The sequence below is a fragment of the Polyangium sp. 15x6 genome (assembly GCF_029960785.1).
GTDB lineage: Bacteria > Myxococcota_A > Polyangia > Polyangiales > Polyangiaceae > Polyangium.
On record NZ_JASBQE010000002.1, the window covers coordinates 17,159 to 33,986 of the forward strand.

Below are 16,828 nucleotides of genomic sequence, written 5' to 3' on the forward strand. Positions count from 1 at the left end.
AGGGTCAGGGGCGGAGGGCGTTTTTCAAAGCCTCGCGTTTGTCCGCGTCCGTCTCGCGAAGGACCGCCTCGTGGAGGAATCGCTTGTGCCGCGCAATGGAAGCGAGCTGGTAGCCGAGGTCCCGCTGCCGCGGATCGCCGCGGCCCCCGAGCTCGGCGAGCAGCGTCCGCACGGCGGCGCCGTCGTCGCCCATCGTCGCGAGGCACGCCATCCCGTGATAACCGAGCGACGGCTCTTCCTCCGGGTTTCGCACGAATCCGAGGAGCTCGTCCGCCTGATAGCCGCGAAAACGTGCCACGACCGCGAGCGCGTCGGCGGGCATGTCCGAGGGCAAACCCTTGGGCAAACCCGGCAGGATCCGCGTGAGCAGCGGCAGGATGCTCTCGTGCGCGACGGGGGCATAACGGACCTCGAGCACGCAGAACTTTTGCTGCGTGGAGACCGAGATCGCGGCGCCGAGGCGGCGCGACCGCATCGTGATGCTCGATACGGCGCCCTCGGCTTGCTCCATGTTCTCGGGCATTCGATATCCGGCCCCGACGAGCGCGATCCCCGTGGGGTGATCGGGCCACGGATCCGCGACGAACCGCGTCCCCCAGGGCAGGCTGTCGGTCATGGGCAGGCCCTGGAAGAAGCGCACGATGGTGTCGAAATCGGCGCCCATCTCGGTCTCGGTGCCGAGGAAAATCCGGACGCTCCGGGGCAAACCGATCACGGACGGCAATGGATCCTGCGTCTCGGGCCACACGTACGGCGTGAACGCCGCGGCGAGGGAGTCGGCCGTCGTGCCCGCGGGGATCCACAGCGGCGGCGGCGCCGTCTCGTGCAGCGCGATCCAGAGCTGATCCGGCCGCGCGGGATCACCGAACAACGTGGGATTGTGGATCTTTCGCATCCAGCGATCCCCGCGCAGATCGGCGCGCGTCGCGAGCGGGACGACGCCTTCGAGCATCTCGAAACACGCCTCGTGCGCCTCCGCCGGGATCCACGCGCCGAGCGGCGCCTCCTCGCTCTCCTCCGTGCCCTGGATCCGCGCGGACGCCTCGCGGCTCTGCTGCTCGCTCAGCCACGCCCAGCCCGTTTTGCCGGGTTGCCCCGAATCCCCCGCGGTCTCCGCGAAGAGCGCGTCGAGGAAAGGTTTTCGCTCCTTCCACCAGTGCGAGGGCAGACCCATGCCCGGGACGCTCGCACGACCTCGACGCGACGACAACGGGAAAGCAGCCCTGCGGTTTCCTCGCCTTCGTTTTACGAGGACGCAGGTTGCTCAGCCGAGGCTGCCCAGCGCCCAGCGCTCGGCGGACTCGACGTCGGGGAACATACGGTAGGGATAAGGCGGCGTCGTCATCCAGAAGATCGCCGTGAGCGCGCCTTTGGGGAAGGCCGCGTCGACGACGAAGGCGCAGGAAGCACAGCGCCGATAGACGTCGAGGTTCTGGGCGAGGTGATCCGCCATCGTCTTGCGTTGCTTGGGCGAGAGCTCCTTCGTCCCGCGATAATCGTGCAAGAGCGCGAACTTCCCGGCCCGGCTGCGGAGGACGAGGCCGAGGTTCTTCACGAACTGCTCGGTTTGCGCCTCGTTCGCGCGCGGGTGATTGACCAGGACGACGAGCGGCCAGCGCGACACGTCGAGCACCCCCCCCTCGAGTACGCCCTGACCTCCCGAAAGCGAGGCGAGGCGGCCCGTATCGCGCGGCGCCGGCAGGCCTCCCGAAAGCGAGGCGAGGCGGCCCGTATCACGCGGCGCCGACAGGCCTCCCGGAGGAGGAGCCACCGAACCACGGCCGCTGCTCGGCGGCGCCGGAGGTGGCGTGGACTTGAGGATGAACGACATCGAGGCGAGGATACCACCCTCGCTGCGAAACTGCTACAGGGACGTCCGTCACATTCTCGTCTGGTGCGGGCTCGCAAACAAGGACGTGTCCGTGCCCCGCGCGAACCCGCCCTTACAGGAAACGCGCGCGACCTGGTCAGTCCGAAGTGCGGGAGGACGCGGACGGGATCATTGTGGACAAATGTACGCCTCGTTCGCCGCGGGTCAGCGACAGGGCCTCGTGAGGCAACACGCCGCCATTCGGAAATTATCTTTTCTGGATCGAGACGGGGCTCACGTCCGGCTGCGACGCGGCGAAGCAGCTTTATTGCCTCCACTTTCCGGTTTCGCGCGCCCCGATGGCGACGTTCCTCCACCGCGCGATGCAATCGCCACGAATTGGCCGACCGAAAAATCCACGCCGTTGATCCGGAGCTCGATCCGGTGCTCGCCCGGGTAATGGCGGCGCGTCGTCAAATCGACGAGTTTTACGCGCCCCTCGATCCGCTCCCGCCCCGACGGCAAGAGCTCGATCTTGCGCAGCTTGAAGACCTTGGGGCGATGTTTTCCGGTCGCGCCGGGATAATGAATCACCGCGTCGACGACGAGCATTTGCGGATCACCCGCGCGCGAGACGAGCTCACAGGAGAATCGCGCCTCCTCGCCGAGCGAGACCTTCGCCGGCGTGACGCTCGCGCATTCGAGCACGATCTCGGGCGCGGCCGAGGCGCCGAGGAGCGCGAGCGCGCCGGGATGACCACGCTTGACGAGCCATCGGAGCGCGTGCTGGACGATCCACGCGCGGCCCGGCCCCGCGCCCTCCATCCAGCGGCGGCACAAGGCGACGATCCGATCCGGATGATCCTTGGCGATGTCGTTGAGGTTGTTCGCCACGCTGTTCCGAACATAAGGCTCGGGATCGTCCTTCAGGAGCTCGAGCAGCTCGAGGACGGGTGTGGGGTCCTCGACGAACGCAGGCAAGCGCTCGGCCCAGGGCAATCGCGGGCGCGTGCCCTCGGAGACGAGGCGGCGCACGTGGGCGCTCGGGTCGGTCGCCCAGGTCCGAAGCCGCGCGAGCGTGCGCGCAGGGTCGCGGAGGAGGAAGGGCCGGATCGAGAACTCGGCCGTGAACACCTGGGTGAGCGCGTGCTGGGCCCGCATCGATGCCTCGAAGTGATCGAGCCCTCGCTCCGCCACGAAGGTCAGGTGCGGGAGGTAGAAGAAGCTCGACATCGCGCCCTCGTCGCGGGACGCGGGCGTGTCGAGGGAGCGGAGGAGGATGTCCACGGCGCGCTCGAAGTCGTCCGGCAAGGCGCGCCCGAGCGCCGCGGCGATGTGGCGGCCGCGCGCCTTGAGCTCCTTGTCGTCGAGCCCAGCCCCGGCCTCCGCGATGAACGACCGCGCTGGAAAATCAGGCCAAGCGGCCTGGATCGAGGCGGCGATGCGGCGCACGAGGCGTTCGTCGAAGAAGTTCTTGAGGGGCTCGGCCATGAGGCGCCGCGATGGCACGTGGAAGTCCTGGCGGGAAGTCTCAAGGGCGGCTCGGGACGAAAAATTCTGCCCGACGAGGCGCGGCACACCCCTTTTGGGTGCGGAAATCTACCCAGGCGGACTGGACCTCGCGTAGCCTGTACGCCCAGTGGTCCCGGAGTTCAGTCAGGCGTCGGACCGGTTCCTCATCGAAGGTCGCGCGGGCAGCGGCGGCATGGGGGACATTTACAAGGCGACCGACCAGCTCACGGGACAAGAGGTCGCGCTGAAGATCCTGCGCGACAGCGCGACGCCGCAGGAGCGCGTGCGGTTCATGCGCGAGATCGCGATTCTCGCGGACCTGCGTCACCCGAACATCGTCCAGTACGTCACGCACGGGACGTGGAACGACGGGCGGCTGTTCTTCGCGATGGAATGGCTCGACGGCGAGGACCTCGGCCAGCGGCAGCGCCGCGCCCCCCTCGGCATGCGCGACGCGGTGGAGGTCGTGCGGCGATCGGCGGCCGCGATGGCGGCGATCCACGCGCGGAACGTGGTTCATCGCGATCTGAAGCTCTCGAACATCTTCCTCGTCCGCGGCAAGGGCACGGCGATCAAGCTGATCGATTTCGGCGTGGTGAAACCGCCCGTGCCGGACGAGTACCAGACCGAGCGCGGGACGATCATCGGGACGCCGCATTTCATGGCCCCCGAGCAGGCCCGCGGCGAGCCGATCGACGAGCGCGCCGACGTGTACTCGCTCGGCGCGGTGCTGTTCCGCCTCGTCACGGGACGTAACGTCTTCGAGACGGAGCACGTGATCGCGCTGCTCGGCCGGCTCGTGCTGGAGGATCCGCCGAACCCGCAGAGCATCCGCTTCGACGTGCCCGAGGCGCTCGCCGAGGTGATCCTGCGCTCGGTCGCGCGAAGCCGCGAGGACCGCTTCGAGAACAGCGGCGAGCTCGCCCGCGCCCTCGCCCGCGTCGGCCAGCTGAGCAACGATCCGCCCGCGGCCGATCGCAGCAGCGCCTCGGCGGTCCGCGCCGTCCCCGGCCAGAAGCCGATCACCATCACCGACGCCGGCGCGCCTCCCGTGCCCGCCTCGCGCCCCGGTTCGGCCGAGCGCCGCGTGGTCGCCTCCGTGCTCTTCGACCTCGCCGGCGCGCGCCTCGGCGCCGACGTGCATCAGAAGCTGCGCGACGTGCTCGGAGACGATACGCGGCTCGAACCGCTGCTCGATCAGCAGATGGTGGCCGTGCTCGGCGTGGAGCACTCGCGCGGCGACGAGGTGATGCGGGCCGCGCGCGCCGCGCTCGTGGTGACGCAAGCGCTGCCGACGGCGCGCGCCGCGGTGGCGATTGGCCTGGCGATCCGCGGCCGGGCGAACCTCGCCGGCCAGGCGCTCGAGCGCGCCGTGGGGCAGATCGAGCTCGCGAGCCCGGGCACGGTCCGCGTCGACTCGCACGCCGCGAGCGCGCTCGAAGGTCGGTTCGTTCTGCAGCCCGACGCGCGCGGAGGCGTGCTCCTGCGCGAGGACACGAGCGGGTTCGTCGCGCGCCAGCTTCTCGGACGTCCCACGCCGACCGTGGGACGCGAGAAGGAGATCGCGCTCCTGCAGGGCATTTACGGCGAGCTTCTGGAGGACGCGACGCCGCGCGGCGCGCTCGTCCTCGGCGCCGTGGGCATCGGCAAGAGCCGCGTGCGAAGCGAGCTCGTGCAGCGGCTCGAAGTGGCGCCGGTGCGCCCCGAGCTCCTGATCTGCCGTGGCGACTCGCTCAGCCAGACGTCGAGCCTGTCCGCGCTCGGCCGCGCGCTCCGCGCCGTGATGGGTCTGCAGGACGGCGAGGCGCCGGCCGAGCAGGTGCTGAAGGTGCGCAGGCACGTGGCCACGCGCCTGCCGCCGGCACAACGGTTCGTGGCAGGTTTTCTGGGTGAGCTCGTCGGCGTGACGTTCCCGGACCAGGACGACGAGCCGCTCCGGGCCGCGCGCGCGAGCGCCGAGCTCATGCAGGCGCGCCTGCGGATGGCGCTCGAAGCGTACTTCCGCGCCGAGGCGGATCGCGCGCCGCAGGTGCTCGTGCTCGAAGACGTGCACTGGGCCGACGACACGACGCTCGAGATGGTCGACTGGCTGCTCGGCTGCGCGGACATTCGTTTCGCGGTCTTCGCGTTCGGCCGCACGGAGCTCGCCACACGGCTCCGCACGCTCTGGGAGCGCCGCAACATCACGCGCGTCTGGCTCGCGCCGCTCTCGCCTCTCGCCGCCGATCGCCTGGTCTCCGCGGCCCTGCCGGGCATGGACGCGGCCACGCGGGCGAACCTCGTCAAGCGCGCCGACGGAAACGCGCTGTTCCTGGAGGAGCTCGTCCGCTGCGCGGCCGAGGGCCGCAACGAGCTGCCGCTCACGGTGCAGGCCGTGGTGCAGCTCCGGCTCGATCGTATGTCCTCCAAGGTTCGCGAGGTGCTCCGCGCGGCCTCGGTGTTCGGCCAGTCGTTCTGGACCGGCGGCGTGACCGCGCTCGTCGGCAGGAGCGTGGGCCTCGAGCTGTCCGAGCTCTACGCGGCGGAGATCGTGGCCCGCCAGCCGGAGTCGCGCATCGCCGGCGAGGACGAGTGGATCTTCCGCCAGGCGCTCGTGCGAGACGCGGCGTACGAGGCGATCCTCGACGAGGATCGCGCGGCGCTGCACCTCGCCGCAGGCAACTGGCTCGAATCCGTGGGCGACGTGGACGCGGGCCTCATCGCCCGGCACGCCGACGCGGGCGGCGCGCACGATCGCGCAGCGAGGCTCTACGCGCGGGCCACGAAGCAGGCCTACACGAACGGCGCGCAGCTCGAAACGGCGCTCGATCTCGCGAACCGCGGCCTCGCCTGCGGCGCGGCCGGCGACGTGCGCGTCCAGCTCCTCGTGGCGCGGGCGCAGTTCTCGATCTTCATGGGGCGGCTCCTCGACGGCATCGCCGCGGCCGAAGAGGCGGCGCAGCTCGCCCGGGGCGGCTCGGACATGTGGGGCGAGGCGCAACGGCTCGCCGCGGCCGCGCTCATCGAGTCGGGCCGCGCCGCCGAGGGCGACGATCGCGCCGCCAAGGCCCTGACGCCGCCCTACGCGAACACGCTCTCGCCGCCGATCCGCGCGAGCCTGCTCGCGGTGCGCGTCCGCGGCCTCGTCGATCGCCTGCAGCCCGGCGAGGCGATGCGCGTGGCGAACGACGCGGTCGAGGCGGCACGTGCTTCCGGCGCGAGCGACGCGCTCGTGCGTGCCCTCGACGCCCGGCTCTTCGCGATCGCGCACATGAACGATCCCTCCGAGGTCGTCACCACGGGCGCGTCGCTGATCGAGGTCGCCGAGAGCATCAGCGACATCGCCTTCGCCACGCGCGGCCGCTTGAACGTCGGCTCCGCGCTGAACCACCTCGGCATGTTCGAGGAGGCGCAGTCGATGCTGGAGCGCGCCCTCTTCGACGCCCGCGCCCGCCGCATGCGGATCCTCGAGGCCTTCGCGCTGCACAACCTCGGCATGAGCTACGCGCGCCTCGGCAACCTCGATCTCGGCATCGACCACCAGCGCCAGGCTGCGCGCATCGCCGACGAGACGAACGCCGCGCGCCTGCGGGTGAACACGCGCATCTACGAGACGATCTTCCTCGTCTGGCGCGGCGCGCCGGGCGACCTCGCGACCGCGCTGAGCCTGGCCCGCTGGGCCATCGAGGAGACGCGCGCGCAGCCGGCGCTCCAGGTTCTCGCGCTCTTCGCGCTCTCGCGCGTCCAGCTCGCCCGGCGCGCCGTCGACGCCGCGGTCGAGACCGCTCGGGATGCGAACGCGCGCCTCGCCTCCGCGCCCGTCGAGGAGTGGGAAGAGGGCATCCGCGTGACGCTGATCGAAGCCCTGCTCTCGGTCGGCGAAGACGACGAGGCGAACGCCGTCCTCGACGCTGCGTTCACCGCGCTGGAGGAGCGCGTTCGCACGATCCGCATGCCTCACCATCGCGAGGCGTTCGTGCGCCGGAACGAAGAGGTCTATCGAATCGTCCAGTATGCGTACCACCGCCTGGGCCGGTATTTTCAGGCAGGCACCTGATCCGGACGCGACACGCTTCTCCGCTCGAACGCGGAAGGTTCGTTCGGTAGCACGCAAGAAAACGTTGCATCGATCCGGCTTCAGGGTTAGTCCCCCGGGGTGATGCGTGCAGATCGTACTGGTTTCGTGAGTCCTCGGCGTTCGTCTTGGCTCTCGGGGTTGCGGGCCCCCGTGCTCGCGGCCGCCCTCGTCGCGGGCGTGGGCGGGTTCTTCGCGGCGGAGGAGACGGCGGCGGCGCAATCGAAGATCGCCGTGATCGACGTGCGTCGCGCGATGCTGGAGACCGAGGAGGGCCTGCGTGTCCAGGCGACGCTGAAGAAGCTCTTCGACAGCCGGCAGGTCGAGCTCGACGCCAAGCAGCAGAAGCTCCAGGCCGAGAAGGAGTCGCTGGAGAAGGACGCGCAGAACAAGAAGGTGCCGCAGGAGCAGCTCCAGCGGCGCTTCGAGACGCTGCAGAAGCAGGCGGCCGAGCTCCAGGCGATCGCGATGGAGTACCAGCGCGAGATGCAGCGCAAGGAGACGGAGATGACGACGCCGATCTACCAGCGCATCATCGGCATCGTTCGCCGGATCGCGGCCCAGGACGGATACGAGATCATCCTGGAGAAGGCCAGCGTCCCCTACATGCGCGCCGACCTGGAGATCACGGATCGCGCGATCCAGATGTACAACAGCGGTCAGGGCGGCGACGCAGCCCCGGGCAAACCGGGCGCGACGCAGCCGGGCAAGCCCGCGACCCCCGCGGCCCCCGCGGCGCCTCCGGCGGCGGCCCCCGCGCCCGCGCCGAAGAAGAAGTAAGCGGCTCGCCCACGGGCGAACCTCGAAATCAAGAAAGCCGGATCCGAGCGCGAGGAGCGCGGGATCCGGCTTCGTTCATTCGAAGTCGGCGTTCAAGGGGGGACGCAGCAAAACGTGGTGGCGTTCGAGGGCGTGAGCGCGCCCGTCGGCTGGCCACCACCCGCGACGGCACAGGCGCCGCCGGTGGGCGGCATGCTCGTGGCCATGCGACCGAAGAGCGAAGGGTTGCCCGCCACGTTGGCGCAATTCCCCGCGGTGAAGCTCGCGACCTGCGTGGTGCACGTGTTCACCAACTGTTCGCTGTAGAGCGTGATGGTCGCATCACACGAGGAGCCGCTCGGCGCGCCGCACGTGCACGGGCTGCACGCGCGCGAGTCCATCGCTTCCTTGAAGAAGAGGTGCTTCTCCGTGAACTCGCCAGCGGGGCACGTTTGGTCGCCGTCCCTGTAGACACACAGGCCCGGCAGGAAGGGCGGCTGCGTCTTCGGCTGGCACACCATGCCCATGCCGCACCCACCGCCAGGAGGCGCATCGCCGCAGGCCTTTCCGTGGATCGCCCACGCGATCGGCGTGAGCGCCGCCTCTCCGCCGCTCGGCGCGCAGCTCCCCCCCGTCACCGTGGGCTTCGCGCTCGTGATGGAGACGTTGCACGGGCCATTGTCGCAGGTTTGTCCTCCCAGATAACCCTCGGGCCCATGGCACGCGCCGGTCCAGCCAGCGGGGACCGTGAGCTTGCCCGTAGCCGTCGGCGTCGTGCCGCAAGGCTTGTTCTGGATGACGATTTCATCCGGCAAATCACACGTCTGGCCCGTCGGCGCGCCGCACGTGCACGCGGAACAGGTGTGGCTCGGCGTGGTGAGCGTGTTCTCGCCCTCGTAAGGCGCGGCCGTGGGGAACGTGCTCGGGCACGCGGGCGTCTGCGCCGGCAACCCCTCGAAGAGCGCGGCGAAGCCGCTCCAGCCGAAGGGCACGGACGGGACACATACGTGCCCCTGCGTGCACTCGTCGTCCGCGCAATCGACGAGCGAATCGCCATCGTCGTCCATGCCGTTGAGGCAATCCTCGGTGCCGGACGATCCTCCCTGCCCGCCTTGTGCTCCCCCGCCTCCCTGCCCGCCCATGCCGTCGCCGCCCGCGCCGCCTTGACCGCCCTGCCCGCCCGCGCCGCCGCTGCCCGAAGGCTCGGGCTCGTCGAACGTGTACGCCGGATAGAGGCACGCAGCCGGCATCGCGACGACGCCGAGCCCCGCGACGACGAGCCACGAGGCCATTCGCACGGACGAACGTGTTCGACGCGTCATCAGAACCTCCCCACGAGGCTCACGCCACCGAGATTCGCGCCGGGCGCAGCGCCGATGAACCGCGCGCCACGCCGTGTCTCCGCCGAGGCGGACTGCGCCGGCGAGGAAGTCTTTTTCGAGCCGCTCGTCGCGAGCAGGATGACGCCCGTGATCAAGCTCGCGGCCCCGACGCCCACGGCCGCCTCGGCGATCCCCGTGAACAGCCGCCCTCGATCCGCGGTCTCTTTCGCCGACGGCGGGCACGACGTGTCGCCGCCGCAGAGCGCATCGAGGTCATCGATCGTCGATTGCCGCGGCCCGAAGAAGAGCGCGAGCCCGGCGCCGATCCCCGCGACCCCGATGCCCGTGAGCACGATCCCCGGGATGCTCGGCCCGCTCGACGGAGGCGGCGGCGGAGGCGGCGGAGGCGGCGGGGTGTCCTCGTCGTTCGGGCCGTCCGACTTCGCGGGCTCGTCCTTGACCACAACCTCCACGGTCTTCTTGTCGCGCTCGGGGACGTTGATCGAGTCCTTCCAGATCTCGCGGTTGCCGAGCTTCGCCACGATGTAGTGCGGGCCGGGATCGACGGGCATTTCCGTGCCGACCTGCGTCGCGCCGAGCTCGGTGCCGTCGAGCTCGATGACGGCCGCCTCCGCGCCCTTGCCGCGCGCGATCGTGAGCTTCGGCAAGCGCTCCTCGATGGCCGCGATCCTCGGCGTCGCCGCCACCGCGACGTCCGCGGCCTTCTTGTCGCCCGCGGCCGCGCTCGCCGCGAGCCTGTAGTTGCCGAGCGCCGAGAGCAGCTTGCCGAGCTTCTCCTCGCACTCGGCGATGTTGAAGGCGACCTGCGGGGTCATCTTCACGGCGGCGACGGCCTTGAACTTCACGAGCGCGCCGGCGCAGTTGTTCGCGGCGCTGAGCGCGAGGCCCTCACGGAAAAGAGCGCGCGCCTTGTCGAGCTCTTCCTTCGACTGCGCGGAGGCGTCACCCTGCGAGAAGAGCGCGATCGCCGCGGCACCGACCATCACCGCCACGCGCGGCGCGCCACGCGCCCTTCGCTGAGACATGTTCATCGAGCCCTGCTCCCCGCGCCCGCGATCCCTCCGAGGCCGCGAGCCAAGCGATTCTACCCGACCTCCATGCGCGCTGGAACTCCCGCGCCGCGTTGGCGCGGGAGTTTCTTCGGGGCAACGTGACTACTTCGCCTTGCCCAGATCGAGCTTGATGCGCGGCCGCCCCGTGGACGCCGTCGCCGTCGGGGTCGCGCTCGCCGTCGCCGTCGCCGTCGGGGTCGCGCTCGCCGTCGACGTCGCCGTCGGGGTCGCGCTCGCCGTCGACGTCGCCGTGGCGGTGGCCGTGGCCGTCGAGGTCGCCGTCGGCGTCGTCTTCACGGTCGTCGTCGTGGGCGCCGTGAACTTCGGCCGCTCGCCGATCGGGATCCGGTCGTCGCCGAGGATGCACATCTTCGTCGTGTCGCTGGCCGTGAGCGTGTCGCAGAGCTTGTAGCCGTCGGGGCACTCGCCGGGGCCCTGGCACGTGGCCGAGCAGAAGCCCGGCTCGTTCGGCGCGTCGGCCTTCTTCAGGCAGAAGCCGTGATCACACTCCCCCGCGGTCGCACAGCTCGCGCCGACCTTCGCTCCGACCGACTTGCTGCACTCCAGCCCGGAGCCCGTGTCCTTCGCGCGACAAACGAGCCCGTCACCGCAGTCCTTGTCGTACGTGCAGCTCTTCGTGCAGATGCTCCCGGTGGCCGCGCACTGGAGCGACGCGCAGTCCGTGTCCTTCGTACAGGCCACGCCGAACGCCTTCTTCTCGGGTTCTTCCTGCTTCAAGAACCCGCAGCCAACTGCTCCGAGACCGAGGAGCAACGCGATCATCGCCCCACCTCGCAGCGCCCCACCCACCTTCGCCCCACGGGTTTTGCTCATGGTTCCTCTCTCGCCGCGCGGGAGCGCGGGCCGTGGTCTCGTCTATCACAGCCCGGCCGCCAAGGGACAAGCTCCTGCGGCGCGCCTCGGGAGGTTCGCTATGATGCGTGCCCGATGACCTCCTTCTTCCAGGGCCCCGCCGCGCCGCCCGACGGCGCCACTCCCCCCTCGACCCGAGATCCCGCGGCCTCGCGCGTCCGCGTCGAGGACGACCGGACCGGCATGCACCCCGCCGCCCTCGGCCGCGCGTTCACCGATCACGTGCAGTTCTCGCGCGCCCGCGACTTCGAGACCGCGACGAGCTTCGACCGCTTCGTCGCGCTCTCGCTCGCCGTCCGCGACCGCCTCGTCGAGCGCTGGAGGCAGACGCAGCGCACCTACTACGAGAAGGACGTCAAGCGCGCCTACTACCTCTCCGCCGAGTTTCTCCTCGGCCGCGCGCTCCAATCGAACCTGCAGGCCCTCGGCGTCGAGGACACCTACCGCGCGGTCCTTCGCGATCTCGGCGTCGACCTCGACGAGATGATGGAGCAGGAGCACGACGCGGGCCTCGGCAACGGCGGCCTCGGACGCCTCGCCGCGTGCATCCTCGAGTCGATGGCCACGCTGGAGCTACCCGGCCAGGGCTACGGCATCCGGTACGAGTTCGGCATCTTCGAGCAGGTGATCCGCGACGGCGCTCAGGTCGAGCGGGCCGACGAGTGGCTGAAATTCGGCAACCCCTGGGAAATCGAGCGGCCCGAGTACGCGGTCACCGTCGGCTTCGGCGGCCGCACCGAGATGGTGCAGGACGGCCGCGGCGGCTTCCGCGTCCTCTGGCACCCGGCCGATCACGTTCTCGGCGTCCCCTACGACACGCCCATCGCGGGCCACGGCTCGGGCACCGTGAACACGCTGCGCCTCTGGGCGGCCCGCGCCCACGAGGACTTCGACTTCGGCCTCTTCAACGAGGGCGACTACGTCAAGGCCGTCGAGCAGAAGAACGCCTCCGAGGTCATCTCCAAGGTCCTCTACCCGAACGACAACTTCGACAAAGGCAAGGAGCTCCGGCTCCGGCAGGAATACTTCTTCGTCGCCTGCTCGATCCACGACATCGTCTGGCGGTACACGAAGACCCACGACGACTTCTCGAAGTTCGGCGACAAGGTCGCGATCCAGCTCAACGACACGCACCCGGCGATCGCCATCGCCGAGCTCATGCGCGTGCTCGTCGACGAGCACGCCCTCACCTGGGACGAGGCCTGGACGCTGACGGTGCGGGCGTTCGGCTACACGAACCACACGCTCCTGCCCGAGGCGCTCGAGCGCTGGCCCGTCGCGCTCTTCGAGCGCCTCTTGCCGCGGCACCTGGAGATCATCCAGGAGATCAACCGCCGCCTGCTCCGCGCCGTGACCGTCGCCTTCCCCTACGATCAAGGCCGCGCCCGGCGCATGAGCATCTTCGAGGAGGGGTCCGAGCGCATGGTCCGCATGGCGCACCTCGCGGTCGTCGGCTCGCACTCGATCAACGGCGTGGCCAAGCTCCACAGCGAGCTCGTCCGCACCTCGCTCTTCCGCGACTTCCACGAGCTCTGGCCCGATCGCTTCAGCAACAAGACGAACGGCGTCACGCCGCGCCGCTGGCTCTTCGCCTGCAACCCCAGGCTCTCCCGGCTCGTCACCTCCCGCATCGGCCCGCGCTTCGTCACCGAGCTCGAGCGCCTCGCCGAGCTCGAACCGTGCGCCGACGATCCGTCGTTTTTGGCCGAGCTCCGGTCGATCAAGCGCGCGAACAAGGAGGCGCTCGCCCGCATCGTCAAGCGCGAGCTCGGCTTCGAGGTCGATGTCCGCGCGATCTTCGACGTCCAGATCAAGCGTCTGCACGAGTACAAGCGCCAGCTCTTGAACGCGCTCCACATCGTCACGCTCTACCTGCGCGCCAAGCGCGGCGAGCGCGTGCACCCGCGCCTCTTCATCTTCGGCGCCAAGGCCGCGCCCGGCTATCGGCAGGCCAAGCTCATCATCAAGCTCATCCACGCCATCGCCTCCGTCGTGAACGGCGACAGCCGCGTCCCCGAGCTCAAGGTCGCGTTCCTGCCGAACTACCGCGTCTCGCTCGCCGAGAAGATCATCCCGGCGGCCGACCTCTCCGAGCAGATCTCGACGGCCGGCATGGAAGCTTCGGGCACCGGCAACATGAAGCTCGCGATGAACGGCGCGCTCACGATCGGCACCTACGACGGCGCCAACATCGAGATCCGCGAAGCCGTCGGGGCCGAAAACTTCTTCCTCTTCGGCCTCACGGCCGAGGAGGTCGAGGCGCGCCTCGCGTCGGGCGTGCCCGGCCGGGCCGCGTATGAGGCCGACGCCGAGCTCCGCGAGGCGATCGACTTCATCCGCACCGGCTTCTTCTCGCCGGACGAGCCCGACGCCTTCCGCCCGCTCGTCGACGAGCTGCTCGGCCGCGACCGTTACCTCGTGATGAGCGATTTCCGCGCTTATGCCGACGCCCAGAAGGACGTCGAGCGGGCGTTCCTCGACGAGGAGGCCTGGTCGCGCAAAGCCGCTCTCAACATCGCGCGGGTCGGCGGGTTCTCGTCGGACCGCACGGTGCGCGAATACGCGAATGAAATCTGGGGGATCGAGCCTTGCACCATCCGGCTCGTCCCCGACGAGCCCGCCGCCGAGTAGGGCTTCTCCGCCCGCTCCCCGCCCCGAGCGTAACGATTCCCCGCGCGCGACCACCGGCGCGCCGGGCCCTGGCTTGCTATTCTGTTCGGCCCCCCGAGACGTATGGCGAACGATCCGCGTGAACGAGAGGACCAGGAAGGCGATCTCGCGACCCAGAAGAAGCGCAAGGTCGAGAAGGTCCGCCGCTACAAGGTCGTCCTCCACAACGACAACTACACGACGATGGAATTCGTCGTTCTCGTGCTCGTGAAGTTCTTTCACAAGACCGACACGGAAGCGACGCACATCATGCTCAGCGTGCACCACAAGGGCTCCGGCGTCGCGGGCGTCTACACCAAGGACGTCGCCGAGACGAAGGTCACCCAGGTGCAGAGCTTCGCGAGGCAACACGGCATGCCCCTCCGGCTTTCGGCCGAACCCGAGTAGGAACCATGAAGATCAGCCCCGAGGTCGAGATCGCCTTCAAGCTGGCCACGCACGAGGCCATCCGCCGACGGCACGAGTACGTGACCGTCGAGCACCTTCTCTACGCGCTCACGTTCGACGAGGAGACGGCGAACGTGATCCGCAAGGCGGGCGGAGATCTACCGAAGCTGAAGAAGCGCCTGGAGCGCTTCCTCGAAGAAGAGATCGAGGCGCTGCCCGATCACGTCGACAACGAGCCTGTCGTCTCGATCGGCTTCCAGAACGTCGTGGGCCGCGCGGCCGTGCACGTTCAGAACACGAACCAGAAAGAGCTCAAGGGCGCGAACGTCCTCGTCGCGGTCTTCTCCGAGCGCGACTCGCCCGCCGTGCAGATGCTCCGCGAGGCCGACGTGCAGCGCCTCGACGTGGTGAACTTCCTGTCGCACGGCATCGCCAAGGACGGCCAGGACGACGAGATCGGCCCGGAGGACGCGACCGAGGGCGCGGACGCCGCCGAGGCCGAGGGCGAAGGCCGCGAGAGCCGCCGCGATCCGCTCGCCTCGTTCACCGTGAACCTGAACAAGGAAGCGGAGAGCGGGCGCATCGATCCGCTGGTCGGCCGGACGATCGAGCTCGAGCGCACGATCCAGGTCCTCGCGCGCCGCCGCAAGAACAACCCCTTGCTCATCGGCGACGCCGGCGTCGGCAAGACCGCGATCGCCGAGGGCCTGGCCATGAAGATCGTCAAGGGCGACGTCCCCCACGCGATCAAGGGCGCGACGATCTACGCGCTCGACATGGGCGCGCTCATCGCCGGCACGCGCTACCGCGGCGACTTCGAGAACCGCCTGAAGGGCGTGCTCAAGGCGCTCGAAAAGCAGCCGGGCGCGATCCTCTTCATCGACGAGATCCACACCATCATCGGCGCCGGCGCCGCGAGCGGCGGCACGATGGACGCCTCGAACCTCTTGAAGCCCGCGCTCGCGTCCGGCCGCCTGCGTTGCATCGGCGCGACGACCTTCCAGGAGTACCGCGGGCACCTCGAGCGCGACAGCGCCCTCGCGCGCCGCTTCCAGCGCATCGAGATCAACGAGCCCTCGGTCGACGAGACGCGCCAGATCCTCGAAGGCCTGCGCAAGCACTACGAGGAGTTCCACAAGGTCAAGTTCACGGACTCCGCGCTCGAGGCGGCCGCGAAGCTCAGCGACCGCTACCTCCGCGACCGGCGCCTGCCCGACAAGGCGATCGATCTGCTCGACGAGGCCGGCGCCGCGGCGCGCCTCGCCCACGGCGAGGACTACACGGTCGACGTGCCCGACATCGAGATCGTCGTCGCGAAGATGGCCCAGATCCCGCCGCGCCAGGTCTCGACCTCGGATCGCGCGCAGCTCAAGGATCTGCAGAAAGAGCTCGAGGGCGTGGTGTTCGGCCAGGCCGAGGCCGTCTCGCAGCTGGCGAGCGCCATCAAGCTGTCCCGCGCGGGTTTGCGCTCGCCAGAGAAACCGATTGGCTCGTTCCTCTTCACGGGCCCGACGGGCGTCGGCAAGACCGAGCTCGCCAAGCAGCTCGCGAAGGTCATGGGGATCGAGTTCCTCCGCTTCGACATGAGCGAGTATCAAGAGCGGCACACGGTCTCGCGCCTCATCGGCGCGCCGCCCGGCTACGTCGGCTTCGATCGCGGCGGCCTGCTCACCGAGGCGATCGCGAAGACGCCGCACGCCGTGCTCCTGCTCGACGAGATCGAGAAGGCGCACCCGGACATCTTCCAGGTGCTCCTGCAGGTCATGGACCACGGCACGCTCACCGACAACAACGGCAAGAAGAGCTCCTTCCGACACGTCGTGCTCATCATGACGAGCAACGTCGGCGCCCGGGAGCTCACGCAGACGCGCCTCGGCTTCGGCGAGCGCGGCAACGTGGGCGACGACGATCGCGCCTTCAAGAACGTGTTCAGCCCGGAGTTCAGGAACCGGCTCGACGCGCGCATCATGTTCAAGCCGCTCGATCCGAGCGTCATGGGCAGCATCGTCGACAAGTTCATCCGCGAGATCGAGGCGCTCGTGGGCGACAAGGGCGTGAGCATCCAGGTCACCGACGCGGCGCGCGAGTACCTCGCGAAGAAGGGCTACGATCCGGCCTTCGGCGCGCGCCCGCTCGGACGCGTCATCGAGCGCGAGCTCAAGCCTCGCCTCGGCGACGAGATCCTCTTCGGCGAGCTCGAGCATGGCGGAAAGGCCGTGGTCGATCTGAAGGACGGCGCGCTCTCGTTCTCGTTCATCCCGAACGAGCCGCCGGCCGAGGAAAAGAAAGCCGAGACGCCGAAAGAGACCGAGGCGCCGGCCCAGGCCTGACGCAACGCGCGCAGGCGAAGGAAGCGGGGGCTCTTCCC

The 16,828-nt window shown here is 69.5% G+C and carries 11 protein-coding genes; 5 read left to right on the forward strand and 6 right to left on the reverse strand.

The window, feature by feature from the left end; translation table 11 throughout:
• Window positions 1-4: 4 nt before the first annotated feature.
• From QHF83_RS01590 to QHF83_RS01600, 3 genes are all read right to left on the reverse strand, one after another.
• Window positions 5-1,174: a hypothetical protein gene (locus QHF83_RS01590; protein WP_282415948.1), complete on the reverse strand. Its 1,170-nt coding sequence runs from the start codon at window positions 1,172-1,174 to the stop codon at window positions 5-7.
• 90 nt (window positions 1,175-1,264) lie between these two features.
• Window positions 1,265-1,831: a hypothetical protein gene (locus tag QHF83_RS01595; RefSeq protein WP_282415949.1), complete on the reverse strand. Its 567-nt coding sequence runs from the start codon at window positions 1,829-1,831 to the stop codon at window positions 1,265-1,267.
• 273 nt (window positions 1,832-2,104) lie between these two features.
• On the reverse strand, window positions 2,105-3,301 hold the full coding sequence (locus QHF83_RS01600) for a DNA alkylation repair protein (RefSeq protein ID WP_282415950.1): 1,197 nt from the start codon (window positions 3,299-3,301) through the stop codon (window positions 2,105-2,107).
• Window positions 3,302-3,449: 148 nt separating this feature from the next.
• On the opposite strand from QHF83_RS01600, the gene QHF83_RS01605 reads away from it, so the two are divergent.
• Both QHF83_RS01605 and QHF83_RS01610 read left to right on the forward strand, forming a co-directional pair.
• Entirely contained in the window at window positions 3,450-7,358 is a 3,909-nt protein-coding gene (locus QHF83_RS01605; RefSeq protein ID WP_282415951.1) for a serine/threonine-protein kinase, read from the forward strand.
• A 126-nt stretch (window positions 7,359-7,484) separates the two neighbouring features.
• Window positions 7,485-8,156, forward strand: a complete 672-nt coding sequence (locus QHF83_RS01610; RefSeq protein WP_282415952.1) for an OmpH family outer membrane protein — start codon at window positions 7,485-7,487, stop codon at window positions 8,154-8,156.
• A gap of 92 nt (window positions 8,157-8,248) precedes the next feature.
• Here the strand turns inward: QHF83_RS01610 and QHF83_RS01615 are convergent, their stop codons facing one another.
• The 3 genes from QHF83_RS01615 to QHF83_RS01625 all read right to left on the reverse strand — a co-directional run bounded on the left by QHF83_RS01615 (window position 8,249) and on the right by QHF83_RS01625 (window position 11,364).
• Complete coding sequence (locus QHF83_RS01615) at window positions 8,249-9,457, reverse strand: hypothetical protein (protein WP_282415953.1); 1,209 nt, start codon at window positions 9,455-9,457, stop codon at window positions 8,249-8,251.
• Entirely contained in the window at window positions 9,457-10,509 is a 1,053-nt protein-coding gene (locus tag QHF83_RS01620; protein ID WP_282415954.1) for a hypothetical protein, read from the reverse strand. The genes QHF83_RS01615 and QHF83_RS01620 overlap by 1 nt, the downstream gene beginning before the upstream one ends.
• Window positions 10,510-10,632: 123 nt before the next feature.
• Entirely contained in the window at window positions 10,633-11,364 is a 732-nt protein-coding gene (locus QHF83_RS01625; protein ID WP_282415955.1) for a hypothetical protein, read from the reverse strand.
• Between the two features lie 114 nt (window positions 11,365-11,478).
• Here QHF83_RS01625 and QHF83_RS01630 point away from each other — a divergent pair, with 114 nt between their 5' ends.
• From QHF83_RS01630 to clpA, 3 genes are all read left to right on the forward strand, one after another.
• Window positions 11,479-14,034 (forward strand): glycogen/starch/alpha-glucan phosphorylase, encoded by a 2,556-nt coding sequence (locus tag QHF83_RS01630; protein WP_282415956.1) that lies wholly within the window; start codon window positions 11,479-11,481, stop codon window positions 14,032-14,034.
• 102 nt (window positions 14,035-14,136) lie between these two features.
• A complete protein-coding gene (gene clpS / locus QHF83_RS01635; protein WP_153822902.1) occupies window positions 14,137-14,460 on the forward strand; it encodes an ATP-dependent Clp protease adapter ClpS in 324 nt (107 codons plus the stop codon).
• 5 nt (window positions 14,461-14,465) lie between these two features.
• Window positions 14,466-16,790, forward strand: coding sequence for an ATP-dependent Clp protease ATP-binding subunit ClpA (gene clpA / locus QHF83_RS01640; protein ID WP_282415957.1), 2,325 nt, complete (start codon window positions 14,466-14,468; stop codon window positions 16,788-16,790).
• Window positions 16,791-16,828 lie beyond the last annotated feature (38 nt).